Origin of the sequence: Streptomyces spinoverrucosus (assembly GCF_015712165.1) — a bacterium.
Taxonomy (GTDB): domain Bacteria; phylum Actinomycetota; class Actinomycetes; order Streptomycetales; family Streptomycetaceae; genus Streptomyces; species Streptomyces spinoverrucosus_A.
Map to the genome: position 1 here is coordinate 7596656 of NZ_JADPZX010000001.1, position 16032 is coordinate 7612687.

Annotated in this window: 11 protein-coding genes and 1 pseudogene; 7 read left to right on the forward strand and 5 right to left on the reverse strand. The window is 70.3% G+C overall.

Translation table 11 applies throughout. The annotated features are described in order from the left end of the window. Positions 1-67: 67 nt before the first annotated feature. From I2W78_RS34525 to I2W78_RS34545, 5 genes are read left to right on the forward strand one after another with little or no spacing between them, the layout of a single operon-like run. The gene (locus I2W78_RS34525; RefSeq protein WP_196464172.1) at positions 68-3256 is read left to right on the forward strand and encodes a sensor histidine kinase; all 3189 of its coding nucleotides are present in this window, start codon (positions 68-70) and stop codon (positions 3254-3256) included. Then, complete coding sequence (locus tag I2W78_RS34530; protein WP_196464173.1) at positions 3253-3690, forward strand: roadblock/LC7 domain-containing protein; 438 nt, start codon at positions 3253-3255, stop codon at positions 3688-3690. The genes I2W78_RS34525 and I2W78_RS34530 overlap by 4 nt, the downstream gene beginning before the upstream one ends. Before the next feature lie 9 nt (positions 3691-3699). Next, on the forward strand, positions 3700-4095 hold the full coding sequence (locus I2W78_RS34535; RefSeq protein ID WP_196464174.1) for a DUF742 domain-containing protein: 396 nt from the start codon (positions 3700-3702) through the stop codon (positions 4093-4095). A 24-nt stretch (positions 4096-4119) separates the two neighbouring features. Further along, entirely contained in the window at positions 4120-7803 is a 3684-nt protein-coding gene (locus tag I2W78_RS34540; RefSeq protein WP_196464175.1) for a hydantoinase B/oxoprolinase family protein, read from the forward strand. Further along, a complete protein-coding gene (locus I2W78_RS34545; RefSeq protein ID WP_196464176.1) occupies positions 7784-8389 on the forward strand; it encodes a GTP-binding protein in 606 nt (201 codons plus the stop codon). The genes I2W78_RS34540 and I2W78_RS34545 overlap by 20 nt, the downstream gene beginning before the upstream one ends. Before the next feature lie 84 nt (positions 8390-8473). On the opposite strand, the gene glpK is transcribed toward I2W78_RS34545, so the two are convergent. The 5 genes and pseudogenes from glpK to I2W78_RS34570 all read right to left on the reverse strand — a co-directional run bounded on the left by glpK (position 8474) and on the right by I2W78_RS34570 (position 14488). Continuing rightward, a complete protein-coding gene (glpK, locus tag I2W78_RS34550; protein WP_196464177.1) occupies positions 8474-9994 on the reverse strand; it encodes a glycerol kinase GlpK in 1521 nt (506 codons plus the stop codon). Between the two features lie 20 nt (positions 9995-10014). Next, positions 10015-10602, reverse strand: a pseudogene (locus I2W78_RS34555) (MIP/aquaporin family protein). Positions 10603-11003: 401 nt separating this feature from the next. Then, complete coding sequence (locus tag I2W78_RS34560; RefSeq protein WP_196464178.1) at positions 11004-12665, reverse strand: GGDEF domain-containing protein; 1662 nt, start codon at positions 12663-12665, stop codon at positions 11004-11006. A 210-nt stretch (positions 12666-12875) separates the two neighbouring features. After that, positions 12876-14066, reverse strand: coding sequence for a lipid-transfer protein (locus I2W78_RS34565; RefSeq protein ID WP_196464179.1), 1191 nt, complete (start codon positions 14064-14066; stop codon positions 12876-12878). Continuing rightward, positions 14063-14488, reverse strand: a complete 426-nt coding sequence (locus tag I2W78_RS34570; RefSeq protein ID WP_196464820.1) for a Zn-ribbon domain-containing OB-fold protein — start codon at positions 14486-14488, stop codon at positions 14063-14065. Before I2W78_RS34570 ends, I2W78_RS34565 begins: the two co-directional genes overlap by 4 nt. 149 nt (positions 14489-14637) lie before the next feature. On the opposite strand from I2W78_RS34570, the gene I2W78_RS34575 reads away from it, so the two are divergent. Next, positions 14638-15444: a M15 family metallopeptidase gene (locus tag I2W78_RS34575; protein WP_196464180.1), complete on the forward strand. Its 807-nt coding sequence runs from the start codon at positions 14638-14640 to the stop codon at positions 15442-15444. A gap of 50 nt (positions 15445-15494) precedes the next feature. After that, positions 15495-16031 (forward strand): NUDIX domain-containing protein, encoded by a 537-nt coding sequence (locus I2W78_RS34580; RefSeq protein WP_196464181.1) that lies wholly within the window; start codon positions 15495-15497, stop codon positions 16029-16031. Position 16032: the final 1 nt, after the last annotated feature.

Sequence of the window (16032 nt, forward strand, 5' to 3'; positions counted from 1 at the left end):
AGGCTCGCGCCGTTTGTTGACGCACATGTGTACCCCCTGCCGGTGGGGGGTCGAGCTGGGGGAGGCCATGCGCTTTCGCGGGAAGTCCATCCGCCGGAAGATCGTGGCGCTGCTTCTCGTGCCGTTGCTGTCCCTGACCGCGATCTGGGCCTTCGCCACGGCACTCACGGGACGCGAGGCAGCCCAGTTGTTCAGCGCGTCGTCCGTCGTCGAGAAGATCGGCTACCCCACCGAGGACGTCGTCCGGGTCCTTCAGCAGGAACGCCGCCAGACCCTGGTCCATCTCGCCGACCCCCGTGCCTCCGACGGCCTCGCCGCTCTCGGCCGCAGCCGCGCCGCCACGGACGAGGCCATCGCCAAGGTCCGTAGGAACGCCGACAGTCCGGAAGTGCGCGACGCCCTCGGCGAGACCTCGGGCGAACGGCTGATCGCCGTTCTCGACGCGTTCGACGGCATCGAATCCCTGCGCCAGAGTGTGGAGGACGGCACCGTCAACCGCTCCCAGGCGCTCGATCTCTACAACCGCCTGGTCGACCCCTGCTTCGTCCTCCTCGGTGACTTCCACGTCGTCGACAACGTGGAGATGGACACCCAGTACCGCGCCCTCGTCAACGTGGTCCGTGCCCGCGAACTCCTCTCCCGCGAGGACGCCCTCCTCGGCTCCGCCCTGGTCGTCGGCGAGCTCTCCCGCGCCGAGATCCGTGACATCTCCGATCTCGTGGCCCAGCGGAACGTCCTGTACGACACCAACCTGCCGCTGCTGCCCAGTTCGGAACGTGAGCGGTACGAGCGCTTCTGGAAGAACGCCGCCACCGCTCCGCTGCGCGTGGCCGAGGAATCCGCCGTGTCCGCAGCCTCGGGTGACGCCGGCGGAGTCTCCGCGCAGACTTGGGACACCACAGCCGGCAACGTGCTCGACGAACTCGGCACCCTCGACGACGAGGCGGCGGACCGCTATCAGGACCGCGTTCGCCCGATTGCCACCGGCATCATCGTCAAGGCCGTCGTGGCCGGTGTCCTCGGTCTGATCGCTGTCCTGCTCTCGCTCGTCGTCTCCATACGCATCGGCCGCGGGCTCGTCCGCGACCTGCGGCAACTGCGCCTGGAGGCCCACGAGGCCTCCGGCGTCCGGCTGCCCAGCGTGATGCGCCGCCTTTCCGTGGGCGAGCAGGTCGACGTGGAGACCGAGGTCCCGCGCCTGGAGTTCGACAGGAACGAGATCGGCGAGGTCGGCCAGGCCCTCAACACCTTGCAGCGTGCCGCCGTCGAAGCAGCCGTCAAGCAGGCCGAACTCCGTGCCGGCGTGTCCGAGGTCTTCGTGAACCTCGCTCGCCGCAGCCAGGTCCTGCTCCACAAACAACTCACGCTGCTTGACACCATGGAGCGCAGGACCGAGGACACCGAGGAACTCGCCGACCTCTTCCGCCTCGACCACCTCACCACGCGTATGCGACGGCACGCCGAGGGCCTGGTGATCCTCTCCGGCGCCGCGCCCTCCCGGCAGTGGCGGAAGCCCATCCAGCTGATGGACATCGTCCGGGCCGCCGTCGCCGAGGTCGAGGACTACGAACGCATCGAGGTCCGCCGCCTGCCCCGGACCGCCGTCACCGGTCCGGCGGTCGCGGACCTCACCCATCTCGTGGCCGAACTCCTGGAGAACGCCACCGTGTTCTCTCCGCCGCACACGGCCGTCCAGGTGCTCGGCGAGCGGGTGGCCAACGGCTTCACCCTGGAGATCCACGACCGCGGCCTCGGCATGGCCGCCGAAGCCCTGCTGGACGCCAACCTCCGGCTCGCCGAGACGCCGGAGTTCGAGCTCTCCGACACCGACCGACTCGGGCTGTTCGTGGTCAGCCGGCTCGCCCAGCGGCAGAACGTACGGGTCTCGCTGCAGCCGTCCCCGTACGGCGGCACCACCGCCGTCGTCTTCGTTCCCGACTCGCTGCTGACGGACGAGGTGCCCGACACCAACGGCGTCGGCTTCCGCCTGGACCGCCCGCGCCCGTCCAAGGAGGCTGAGCTCGAGGAGAGCCGCCGAACCGCGCTCTCCCACGTGCCGGTGCAACTGCCCGGCCTGCCCGCCGGGTTGTTGGACGGGCCGGTCGAACTGGAGGGCCCCGTCGACCTCGACGCCATCGACGAATTCCCCGGCGCACTCGACGAGGAGGCGAGCGAACGGGGCGGGCTGTTCCGCCCGCGCCGCGCCCTTACCCGCGCCGACGAGGACACGACCACCCGGGCCGACGCCCGCGGCGCCGGACCTGCTCGTTCCGAAACGGACGATCATGTCAACCCCCCAGTGCCGCTGCCCCAACGCCGCACACCCAAACTGGTCAGCTCGCACGGCCGCCCGGTCACCGACCAGCGGTCCCGGCGAGCGGACACCGACGAGGAGAACTCGACCGGCCCCGCCTCGCGCCGCCCGGACCGGGACCGCACGCCCCCTCTCCCGACCCGCCGCCGCGGCAGCTCCGCACTCGGCCGAACACCTGGCCCAGGCCGCCTCAACGACCCGAGCGAGCCCACGAACCGCGACGGGAACGAGCCTTCGGAGCACCCGGGCAGGGCCTTGGGCGACGTCTCCAAGGAAAGGGACGCCGAGGGGCAGCCCGGCTCCTTGCCCGATGACACCGGCCAGCACGCCCCGCTTGCCGGGTCCCGCCACAGCGAGGGCGCCGAGCCTCCGCTTGGCCGCGTCGGCAATGGCTTCGAGCCTCCGCTCGGCCGCGTCGGCGAGGGCGCCGAGCCCCCGCTTGGCCGCCTCAGCGACGGCTCCAAGCCTCCGCTCGGCCGCGTCGGCGACAGCTCCGAGCCTCCGCTCGGCCAGCCGGACGACGGCTCCGCCCCCGCGCTCGGCCGCGTCGGCGAGGGCGAGCCCCCGCTTGGCCGCCTCAGCGACGGCGCCCAGCCTCCACTTCCCCACCTCGGCGATCGCGCCGAGCCCCGGGTCCCTGCCCTCGACCCGGACGAGACCTCCCGGCGCCCGCGCCCCGACGAGCCCGGCTCCGAGGCGTCCGGCACCGGCGCCCTGCCACGCCGCGTCCGCCAGGCCAACCTGGCGCCGCAGCTGAGGCAGGACCCCGGCGGCCGTACCGTGGACCGAACAGTGCCCGTCGAACGGGACGCCGACGAGGTCCGCAGCCGTATGGCCTCGCTCCAGCGCGGCTGGCAGCGCGGCCGCCAGGAGAACGCCGCGGGCGACGACGCCCAACGCGGCACAGCACCACAAGGAACGACTAAGGGGGACGGTCGATGACCGCACCGAAGGCGACCGGCCAGACCGAGCACGGAAAGTCCGGGGAGCTCAACTGGCTCCTCGACGACCTCGTGGACCGCGTCGCGAGCATCCGTAAGGCCGTCGTGCTGTCCAGCGACGGCCTTGCGACGGGCGTCTCGAAGGACCTCACCCGGGAGGACGGCGAGCACCTGGCCGCCGTCGCCTCCGGGTTCCACAGCCTCGCCAAGGGCGTGGGCCGACACTTCGACGCGGGCAGCGTCCGTCAGACGGTCGTCGAACTGGACGACGCCTTCCTGTTCGTCACGGCCGCCGGCGACGGCAGCTGCCTCGCCGTCCTGTCGGACGCCGACTCGGACGTCGGCCAGGTCGCCTACGAGATGACGCTCCTCGTGAAGCGGGTCGGCGCGCATCTGGGCGCCGCTCCGCGCACCGATCTGCCCTCGGGCGGGTAGTGGGATGGCATGAGCGCAGACGGTGAGGCAAGAAGCCACTGGTTCGACGACGAAGCAGGACCGGTCGTCCGCCCCTACGCCATGACGCGGGGCCGCACCAGCCATGCGGCCCAGCACCGCCTCGATCTGATCGCGGTGGTGGTCACGGAACCCCATGTGGACGACCCGGAAGCGGACCCGACCCTGTCCCCGGAACACGTGGACATCGTCGATCTGTGCCGTGACGCCCCACAGTCGGTCGCCGAACTCGCAGCCGAACTCGACCTGCCCATCGGAGTGGTACGAGTCCTTGTCGGGGACCTGACCGACGCGGAGCTGGTCCATGTGACACGGCCCGTACCCCCGGCCGAGCTGCCGGACGAGAGTATTCTGCGCGACGTGATCAACGGCCTCCGGGCGCTGTGAGCAGCGCGGAAGCGAGGTGGAGACGTGACAGGATGGCAGTTCTGGGTCGACCGGGGCGGCACCTTCACCGACATCGTCGCGCGGCGCCCGGACGGACGGCTGCTGATCCACAAGCTGCTGTCCGACAACCCGGCCCTGTCCCACTCTCGGCTGCGCACGAGCGAGGGGACCCCCATCTCCGACGCGGCCGTCGCGGGCGTGCGCGCACTCCTGTCCGGCTCCGAGGACCCCATCGAAGCGGTGCGCATGGGGACCACGGTCGCCACCAACGCCCTCCTGGAACGCAAGGGCGAACGCACCCTGCTGATCATCACGCGAGGGTTCCGTGACGCCCTGCGCATCGCCTACCAGAACCGCCCCCGCATCTTCGCCCGACGCGTCGAACTCCCCGAGCTCCTCTACGAGCGGGTCATCGAGGTCGAAGAGCGCATCGCCCCCGACGGCACCGTCCTCACCCCACCCGACCTGGACGCCCTGGCCGAGCCGCTCCGTCAGGCCTACGACGACGGAATCCGCGCCGTCGCCGTGGTCTGCATGCACAGCCATCTTCACCCCGCCCACGAGCAGGCCGTCGGCGAGCTGGCCGCCGGCATCGGCTTCCCGCAGATCTCGCTGTCCAGCGAGGTCAGCCCACTGATGAAACTCGTCCCGCGCGGGGACACCGCCGTCGTCGACGCCTACCTGTCGCCGGTGCTGCGCCGTTACGTGCAGCGCGTCGCCGACCAGCTCGAAGGCGTGCGGCTGATGTTCATGCAGTCCAACGGAGGGCTCGCCGAAGCCGGGCAGTTCCGCGGCAAGGACGCGATCCTGTCCGGGCCCGCGGGCGGCATCGTCGGCATGGCCCGGATGTCGCAGCTCGCCGGCTTCGACCGCGTCATCGGCTTCGACATGGGCGGCACCTCCACCGACGTCTCCCACTTCGCCGGCGAGTACGAACGCGTCTTCACCACTCAGATCGCGGGTGTCCGGCTGCGCGCGCCCATGCTGGACATCCACACCGTCGCGGCAGGGGGCGGCTCGATCCTCCACTTCGACGGCTCCCGCTACCGCGTAGGGCCGGACTCGGCGGGCGCGGACCCGGGGCCCGCCTGCTACCGCGCGGGCGGCCCCCTCGCCGTCACCGACGCCAACGTCATGCTCGGGCGTATCCAACCCGACCACTTCCCTCATGTGTTCGGTCCCGACGGCGACCAGCCCCTCGACGCACCACTCGTCCGTGACCGCTTCACCGCCCTCACGCACGAGATCCGCGACCGGACCGGCGACGACCGCACCCCCGAACAGGTCGCCGAGGGCTACCTGCAGATCGCCGTCGCCAACATCGCCAACGCGGTCAAGCGGATCTCCGTCCAGAAGGGCCACGACGTCACCCGCTACGCCCTGACCACCTTCGGCGGCGCCGGCGGGCAGCACGCGTGCATGGTGGCCGACCTGCTCGGCATCCGAACCGTCCTCGTACCCCCCATGGCCGGCGTCCTCTCCGCGCTCGGCATCGGACTCGCCGACACCACCGCCATGCGGGAACAGTCCGTCGAAGCACCCCTTGAGCCCGCTTCCATGCCCGGCGTCACCAAGACGGCGGACGACCTGGAGGCCGCGGCCCGCGCCGAACTCCTCGCGGAGGACATCCCCGAGGACCGCATCGAGGTCACCCGCCGCGCCCAGCTCCGCTACGACGGCACCGACACCACGCTCACCGTCGAGCTCACTGAGCCCGACACCATGAAGCAGGACTTCGAAGAACGTCATCGCGCCACGTACTCCTTCACGCTCGACCGCCCGATCGTCGTCGAAGCCCTCTCCGTGGAAGCCACCGGCATCACCGAACCCCCTGATCTCTCCGCTCTTGCCCCCTATGAGGCAGCCCGTCCGGACCGCCCCACCGCCCCGCACACCGTCCGCCTCCACACCGGCGGCACCTGGCGCGACGTACCCCTCCACCGCCGCGAGGACCTGCCCCCGGGCGAAACCGTCACCGGACCCGCGATCATCACCGAGTCCGGCGCGACGACCGTCGTCGACGACGGCTGGCGGGCCGCGGCGACCGACGACGGGCATCTGGTCATGGAACGCGCGGCGGTTACGCAGAGTTCCGATCTCGACACGAAAGCGGACCCGGTTCTTCTCGAGGTCTTCAACAATCTGTTCATGTCCATCGCCGAACAGATGGGCGCCCGACTCGAATCCACGGCCCAGTCCGTCAACATCAAGGAGCGCCTGGACTTCTCCTGCGCCCTGTTCGACCCGGACGGAAACCTGGTGGCCAACGCCCCCCACATCCCCGTCCACCTGGGCTCGATGGGCACCAGCGTCAAGGAGGTCATCCAGCGCCGCGGCACCGGCATGCGGCCGGGGGACACGTACGCCGTCAACGACCCCTACCACGGTGGGACCCACCTCCCGGACGTCACCGTGATCACCCCTGTCTTCGGCACGGGCGGCACGGCAGACACGGACAGTGACCGAATCCTCTTCTACGTCGCCTCCCGCGGCCACCACGCGGAAATCGGCGGCATCGCCCCCGGCTCCATGCCCGCGGGCAGCCGCACCATCGAGGAGGAAGGCGTCCTCTTCGACAACTGGCTGCTCGCCGAGAACGGTCGCTTCCGCGAGGAGGAGACCCACCGCCTGCTCACCGAGGCGCCCCACCCCTCGCGCAACCCGAGGACCAACCTCGCCGACCTGCGTGCCCAGATCGCCGCCAACCAGAAGGGCGTCGACGAAGTCACCCGCATGATCGACGACTTCGGCCTCGACGTCGTCCAGGCGTACATGCGGCACGTCCAGGACAACGCCGAAGAGGCGGTACGCCGGGTCATCGACGCCCTCGACGACGGCGAGTACGCCTACGAGACCGACTCGGGCGCCGTCATCCGCGTACGCGTGCGCGTGGACCGCGACAACCGCTCCGCCACAGTCGACTTCACCGGCACGTCACCCCAGCTGGCCACCAACTTCAACGCCCCCTACTCGGTGGTCAACGCGGCCGTGCTCTACGTGTTCCGCACCCTGGTCGCCGACGACATCCCCCTGAACGACGGCTGCCTGCGACCGATCCACATCATCGTGCCGTCCGGCTCGATGCTGTCCCCGGAGCCACCCGCCGCAGTGGTCGCCGGCAACGTGGAGACCTCCCAGGCCATCACCGGAGCCCTCTACGCCGCGCTCGGCGTGCAGGCCGAGGGTTCCGGAACGATGAACAACGTCACCTTCGGCAACGAACGCCACCAGTACTACGAGACCGTCGCCTCGGGCTCCGGTGCCGGGGACGGCTTCCCCGGCGCGAGCGTCGTCCAGACCCACATGACCAACTCCCGGCTCACCGACCCAGAGGTCCTGGAGTGGCGCCTGCCCGTGCGACTGGAGGAGTTCTCCGTCCGGCGCGGCAGCGGAGGCGCGGGGCGGTGGCGCGGCGGGGACGGCGCAGTTCGCCGCATCCGCTTCCTTGAGCCGATGACCGTCTCCACGCTCTCCCAGCACCGCAGGGTGCCCCCGTACGGCATGGCGGGCGGCGAGCCCGGCGCCCTGGGCGCCAACCGCGTGGAGCGGGCGGACGGCACGATCACCGAACTCGGCGGCAGCGACGCGACGGACGTCGGCCCCGGCGACGTACTCGTCATCGAAACCCCCGGTGGCGGAGGTTACGGGCCGCCGCCACCCGACCCCCATCAAGCAGGAGAAGAGATCGATGATCTTCGGGCGTTCTGAGCGCGGCAAGCCCCCGGTCGAGCCCGTCACGCTCAAGATCCTGGTGGCCGGCGGCTTCGGGGTGGGCAAGACGACCCTCGTCGGCGCGGTCAGCGAGATCAGGCCGTTGCGCACCGAGGAACTGCTCACCGAGGCCGGGCGCCCGGTCGACGACACCAGCGGCGTGGAAGGTAAGCACACCACCACGGTGGCCATGGACTTCGGCCGCATCACGCTGCGCGAGGATCTCGTGCTGTACCTCTTCGGCACACCCGGCCAGGAGCGGTTCTGGTTCATGTGGGACGAGCTCTCCGAGGGCGCGCTCGGCGCCGTCGTGCTGGCCGACACCCGCCGCCTGGAGGACTGCTTTGCCGCCGTCGACTACTTCGAGCGGCGCTCCATACCGTTCGTTGTCGGCGTCAACTGCTTCGAGGGCGCCGCCCGTTACCCGGCGGAGGAGGTGCGCCAGGCCCTCGACCTCGACGAGGAGGTCCCGCTGCTGCTGTGCGACGCGCGTGACCGGGAGTCGGTCAAGGAGGTCCTCATCGGTGTCGTCCAGCACGCCATGGCGCACGCGGCGGACCGCCGCCAGGCCGTGACGACCTGACTCACGCGTACGGCCCGTACCCCCGCCGACTGGGGTACGGGCCGCAGTCCAGGCACTCCGAGGACACCGCACGCGCGCGTGTGCCTAGTCGACGCCGTCCTCCAGCCAACCGAAGCTCTTCTCCACCGCCTTGCGCCAGTTGTGGTACTCGCGGTCCCGCACCGACGCCTCCATCGTCGGCGTCCACTCCGCGTCCTTCTCCCAGTGCGCCTTGAGCTCGTCGAGGTCGTTCCACACGCCCGTGGCCAGCCCCGCCGCGTAGGCGGCACCCAGGCAGGTCGTCTCGGACACCTTGGGCCGGATCACGGGTACGTCGAGGACGTCCGCCTGGTGCTGCATCAGGAGGTTGTTCTTGGTCATGCCGCCGTCCACCTTCAGGGTGGTGATGTGCACGCCCGAGTCCTGGTACATGGCGTCGACGACCTCACGGGTCTGCCAGCTCGTCGCCTCCAGCACCGCACGCGCGAGGTGCCCCTTCGTGACGTACCGGGTCAGCCCTGCGACGACCCCGCGCGCGTCGGAACGCCAGTACGGCGCGAACAGGCCCGAGAAGGCGGGCACGATGTACGCGCCGCCGTTGTCCTCGACGCTCGCCGCCAGTGTCTCGATCTCGTCGGCGGTACGGATGATGCCGAGCTGATCGCGGAACCACTGCACGAGCGCGCCCGTTATGGCGATCGACCCCTCCAGGCAGTAGACCGGTGCCTCACTGCCGATCTTGTAGCCCATCGTCGTCAGCAGCCCGCTCTTGGACGGCACCGGCCGGTTCCCGGTGTTGAGCAACAGGAAACTGCCGGTGCCGTACGTGTTCTTCGCCGACCCCACGTCGTAGCACGCCTGCCCGAACACGGCCGCCTGCTGGTCGCCCAGCGCGGACGCCACGGGCACCCCTGCGAGCTGGCCCACGGCTGTCCCGTACACCTCGGCCGAGGACCGGATCTCGGGCAGCACGGACTCGGGCACATTCATCGCGGAGAGGATGGAGGAGTCCCATTGGAGGGTGTCCAGGTTCATCAGCATGGTGCGCCCGGCATTGGTGACGTCGGTGACGTGCCGGCCGCCGTCGGTGCCGCCGGTGAGGTTCCAGATCAGCCAGGAGTCGATCGTCCCGAAGGCGATCTCGCCCCGCTCGGCACGGGTCCTGAGGCCGGGCACGTTGTCGAGCAGCCAGGCCGCCTTGGGCCCGGAGAAATAGCTCGCCAGCGGCAGTCCCGTCTGCTCGCGGAACCGGTCCTGGCCGTCCGAACCGCCCAGTTCGTTGCACAGCGCGGCGGTGCGGGTGTCCTGCCACACGATGGCGTTGTGGACGGGCTTGCCCGTCGAGAGGTCCCAGAGCACCGTCGTCTCGCGCTGGTTGGTGATGCCGAGCGCGCTGAGCTGCTCGGCACGCAGTCCGGCCTTGGCGATCGCCCCGGCGACCACCGCCTGCACCTTCGACCAGATCTCGGTCGCGTCGTGCTCGACCCAGCCGGGTTTGGGGAAGATCTGCCGGTGCTCACGCTGGTCGACGGCGACGATCGCGCCGTTCCGGTCGAAGACGATGCAGCGGCTTGACGTGGTGCCCTGGTCGATCGCGGCCACGTACTTCTCGGCGTTGTCCGTCATGGCTACCCCTTGGGCTCGGTTCAGAAAGCTACGTTGTAGATGAGGCCGGCGAGCGTTCCTCCGGCGAGTGGCTGGACCACCGGAACCCAGGCGTAGCCCGAGTCGGAGGTGCCTGGGTCGGTATCGGCAGGAAGGTGTGCACCATGCGCGGGCCGCGATCGCGCGCCGGGTTGATCGCACAGCCGGTGGGTCCGCCGAGGGAGAGGCTGATACCGAAGACCAGCAGCGAGACGATCAGCACGGTCGTTCCGGATGCGCCGAGCCTCTCGGTCGGCCCGAAGGCGAGGATCGGCAGGACCAGGGAGATCGTCGCGATGATCTCCGTGACGAGGTTGGCGGCCGGATTCCGGATCTCCGGGCTGGTGGAGAAGATGCCGAGCGTCGGCGTCGGCTCGTCCACCGTGCCCTCGGTCGTGCCCGTCGTACGGACACTCGCCTGGTAGGCGCCCCCCCGTCACGCCGAAGCCCCAACAGAACGCGGTGACGATCCACCCCGAAGCCCGCGCCTTCGAATATCTGAGCGTGACCGTTGCGCAGACACCAGCACCGAACAGGATCAGGGTCGCGGTACCGATGATCTCGCCGACGAGGATGTCTCCGTTGCTCATGGGCGGCTCCTAGGCCGTGGACGGGGTGCTCGGCCCCGGTCCTCCGTGCAGGGTGCGTCGCATTGCTCCCGTGCCGATCAGCCGGAGCCAGGGAGAGTCCCGCGCCCCGCCCGGCGTCCGTGACGAGCGTGCCGTCGCAGCCGACCGGCCTGGGGAGTGGGCCTCGGCCCAGAAGCCCCTACGGCGCAGTGCCGGAATACGCCGAGAATGTACGGCGATGTCGGCTGACAACGGGAAGTGTTCACCGGCGCTAAGGGGGCGTCAAGGTCGCGGACGACACCCGTTCACAACGCAGTGTCCGCCCCCGCGTGCGAGACCGCGACCGCAGGAGGCCGCCACGCCGGACCGCAGCAGTGCGACGCCGCCCCACACGGGTCCGCGAGGCCATGCCGCACCGGCTCTCAGCGCCCCTCACCCCCTGCCAGGTCCCCCACCGCACATCCGGCCTCGCTCGGCGTCGGCTCCGCGCCACGCCGGATCTCATGCCCGGGCAGCCCGGCGTGCCCCAACACCCAGCTCGCCCCGCTCAGCGACTTGGCTGCCTTCTTCAGGGGTGCCAGGCAGGCCGCTGCCTCTCGGTGGTCCGTCACGCTGCCCGGCGGGCACAGCACGGTGGCCAGGGACAGCGTCACCGGCAGTCCCCCCGCCGACCACGGCATGTCCAGAACCGAGACCGCGAGCGGATTCAGTCCCTCCGGATCCGCGAGTACCAGGAAGTCGTCCCCGCCGATGTGCCCCACGCGCGTCGTCCCGGACGCCGCGAGCTGCAGCGCCCGCCCCACCGAGCGGATCAGCTCGTCGCCCGCCGCGAACCCGGCCCCGTCGTTCACCTGCTTGAAGTGGTCGACATCCAGCCAGCTCAGTGCGAACGGCCGGCCGTCCGCGATCCGCCGGTCCACCTCACCGGTGATTGCGTCCGACCCGGGCAGCCGCGTCAGCGGGTTGAGCCCGGCCGCCTCCTCGACGCGTGTCTCTGCCAGCGCCCGTACGAGGTCCGCCAGCCGCACGACGCCCACGCACCGCCCGTATGCGTCGACTACGGCCACATCGTCCGACGTACGGTCCCGGCCGCCGTCCGCGACCACCTCCAGCACCTCCCACGCGGTGGCGTCGATGCCCACGGTGCGCGGCGGATCGCCCAGCTTGGCGGCGGGCCGGTCGGCGTACAGCGCGTGGCCGTAGCGGCCTGACATGGACAGCAGGAAGCGCGACCGGTGCACGGACCGCACGGGCACCCCGTCCCGGTCCACGAGCAGCACCCCGGACACGTCCGGCGACCCGGTCAGCAGCGCCCGTACCTGGGCCGCGGACGCGTTCGCGGGCAGCAGCGCGGCCGGCCGCACGAACTCCCGCACCAGCGGTCCCGACGGCGACGGCGCCTCGACGTCGGGGGAACGGGGCGGAACGTACACCTCCGCCGCCGGCAGCCTCGCCGGTGGCGCGAACAACTCACCCTGCGCCAGCTGCGCACCGGCCGACAACGCTGCCGCGAACTGCAGTTCGGTCTCCACGCCCTCCACGCACAGCAGCGCCCGCAGCTCGTCGCACAGCGTCCGCATCGCCCGCACCGCTGCCGGCCGCGCCAGCAGCGACGCGTCGAGCTTCACCAGATCCGGCTCGATGTCCGTGAGCAGCCGCAGCGGTATGTCTCCGTCCCCGACGCCGTCGGCGCTGATCCGGAAGCCCTGTTCGCGCAGCGCGGTCACCGCCTCCAGCAGCGCCTTCTGCGGCACGTGCGTGTACGGCGGGCCGACGTCGATCGTCACCTCCCACGGCATACGTCCGGCCGCGCGCACTGCTGCGTGCAGCGAGGCCAGTCCACCGAGGTCCGCGAGCGTCCCGGCGAACACGTTGACGTGCAGTGGCAGCAGCGACTCTTTGCGAATCGCCGCGCGGACCGCCAACACGGCGAGCCGACTGTCGAGTTCGGGGTCGCGACGCGCCTCGGCCAGAATGTCGCCGGCCTCTGGGCGGGCGAGGATCTCCAGTGCCGCGATCCCGCCGGTGGACAAGTTGACCACCGGTTGGAAAGCAAAGCGGAGAGTATCCGACCAGGAGCGCACGGGAGCATAATGGCGCCCTTCGAGAGCACTGAGGCCCAGTTCATGAGACGTTCACGCAGGATTCCGGGGCGATCACACAGCGTACGAACTGCCCGCACAGAAGCCGTGTGACGAGGCATCACCAGAGATACAACGGTGGCGTCGAAACTCGCATGAAGCGTCACCGCCGCGCGTACGGCCGGGCGGCCGCACGCCACGTGGACGCGGTCCTCACCGCACCGCGATCACCGCGGACCCGTGCCCGAACAGCCCCTGGTTGGCGGTGATCCCCACGCGTGCCCCGGCGACTTGCCGGTCACCGGCCTGCCCCCGCAACTGCCATGTCACCTCGCAGACCTGAGCGACCGCCTGAGCCGGAACCGCCTCCCCGAAGGACGCCAGGCCGCCGCTCATGTTCACGGGTATACGCCCGCCCGGAGCCGTCTCGCCGTCCCGCAGCAGCTTGGCGCCCTCGCCCTCGCCGCACAGCCCAAGATCCTCGTACCACTGCAACTCCAGTGCCGTGGACAGGTCGTACACCTCCGCGAGGGAGAGGTCCTCGGCCCCGATGCCCGCCTCCTCGTAGGCCGTCCGCGCGATCGACGCCCGGAACGTCTCAGCCGCGGGCTTCACCGCCACCGCGGAGTCCGTCGCGATGTCCGGCAGATCCAGCACCGGATTGGGGTAGCGCGGCGTCACCGTGGACACCGCCCGGACCCGCACCGGCTCCGCCACCCCGTGCCGACGGGCGAACTCCATGCTGGAGAGCACCAGGGCCGCCCCTCCGTCCGAGGTAGCGCAGATGTCGAGCAGCCGCAGCGGATCGGCGACCACCGGCGAGGCGGCGACCTCCTGAGCGGTGACCGGCTTGCGGTACCGCGCGTTGGCGTTCAGCGCGCCGAGCGCCGCGTTCTTCACCTTGACCTGAGCGAAGTCCTCCAGGGTGTCCCCATGGACAGCCATCCTGCGCCGCGCGTACAGCCCGAAGTACGTCGGATTGGTTGCCCCGAGCACCCTGAACCGCAGCCAGTCGGGATCGTCCGGCCGGTCACCTCCCGCCGGCCGGAAGAAGCCCTTGGGCGCGGCATCCGCGCCCACGACGAGCACCACGTCCGCGAGGCCCGAAAGGATCTGTGCACGCGCGGTGCTGATGGCCTGCGCCCCTGACGCGCACGCCGCGTACAGGCTGGTGACCCGTGCACCCTGCCAGCCCAGCGCCTTGGCGAAGGTCGCCCCGGCCACATACCCGGGGTAGCCGCCGCGCACCGTGTCCGCACCGACGATCGAGCCAACCTGCCGCCACTCCAGTCCGGCGTCGGCAAGCGCCGCGCGAGCAGCCGCGACGCCGTACTCGACGAAACCCCGCCCCCATTTGCCCCACGGATGCATACCGGCCCCCAGCACCGCCACATCGCCTGTCATACCGCCACCCCCGTCGGCCGCCAGTGCCACGTCGTCCAGATCGTCTCCGCGTCCTCGTGCAGCACGCCGGGCACGACCTCCACCTCCATGCCCACCGCCAGATCAGCGACGGTGACCCCGGGAGCCGCCTGTCCCAGCACCACCATCCGCTCGGACTCCAGCTCCACAGCGATCAACGCGTACGGCTCCCACGGAAGTTCCGAATCGGTCACGTAGGGTGACGGAGGCCGGTACCGGCTGTCCGTGTACGACCAGATACGCCCCCGCCGCGACAGCGCCACTTCCTGCAGATCACCGCCGGCGCACCCGGGATGGCGGCAGTGGACGTCCTCGCGCGGGAAAAAGACCGAGGCGCATGTCGAGCAGCGGGTGCCGAGGAGTCGAAAGTCATCCCCGTCACCGGCGAACCACCCCATGACCACAGGTGTACGCGTGCGTGGCACAGCCCCTCCCGACACCGATCTGACGGAACGTCAGAAGTGTGCCACGGTCAACCGGAAAGAGGCAGAGCCGCAGCGACTGCATCCGATCGCTTCCCCGGCGGAACACACTCCTGATAGATGCAGGAGTTATGACACGACTCTCGACCGCGGTACGGGGACTGGTCACCACACTCGCCACCCTGCTGGCCTTGACCGCCGCCTCCACCACCGCCCAGGCGAAGACCGAGCCGAAGGCGCCCAAGGACTTCGTGGCGCTGAGAACCGTGGACCCCACCATCATTCAGGAGATGCGGTACTTCACTCCGCACAACTTCGTCGGCGAGCGCATCGATGGCTACCGACAGCCCCTGTGCATCCTCACCCGCCCGGCCGCCGAAGCGCTCCACAAGGCACAGAAGCGGCTGTTGCGCCAGGGCTACACGCTCAAGGTGTACGACTGCTACCGGCCGCAGCGCGCCGTCGACCACTTCGCGCGCTGGGCCGAAGACCTCGACGATCAGGCCATGAAGGCCGAGTTCTACCCGAACGTCGACAAGACACGCCTGTTCGTGGACGGTTACATCGCGGCGAAATCCGGCCACAGCCGCGGCTCGACCATGGACCTGACCATCGTCAGGCTGCCGGCCAAGCCCACCAGGCCGTACGTCCCGGGAGAGCCCCTCGTGCCCTGCTACGCACCCCAAAGCGAGCGCTTCCCCGACAACTCCCTGGACATGGGCACCGCATTCGACTGCTTCGACACCCTCTCCCACACCCTCGACCCGCGCATCCAGGGCGAGCAGCGCGTCAACAGGTTGCTGCTCAAGAGCACGCTGGAAGCCGTTGGATTCGTGAACCTGGCCGAAGAATGGTGGCACTACACGTACAAGCCGGAGCCCTATCCCGACACCTACTTCAACTTCCCGGTGTCGTCGAAATCCCTCACAAGGCAGTAGTGACGGACCCCCGGAAGACGCCCCTCCAATGATCGGATACAGTCCGCCGCGTGTCCGAAACTCAGCACTCCACCCCCAACTCCGCACCGGACTCCCACTGTTCGAGCTGCGGATCGCCCTACGGAGAGGGCGTCTCCGGTTGGCCCCGCACCTGCCCGGCCTGCGGCACCGTCGCCTACCGCAATCCGCTGCCGGTCGCGGTCGCACTCCAGCCCGTGTACGACACCAAGGGCACCGCCCTGGTCGTCATCACCCGAACCATCGCCCCCGCGCGCGGGGGCATCGCACTGCCCGGCGGTTACATCGGCGACCGTGAGGACTGGCGGCAGGCACTCGTGCGCGAGCTCAAGGAGGAGACCGGCATCGAGGCGGCGAGCCGCGACGTGCGGCTCGTCGACGCGATGAGCTCTCCCGACGGCCATCTGCTGCTGTTCGGCGCTCTGCCGGAACGCCCCGCCGACCGCCTGCCCGAGCCCACCGCCACGGACGAGACGGAGGGCTGGCACCTCCTGCGCAGGCCCGACGAACTCGCCTTCCCGCTGCACACGCTCGCCGTGCGCGCCTGGTTCGAGGGCCGTTACATCTGAG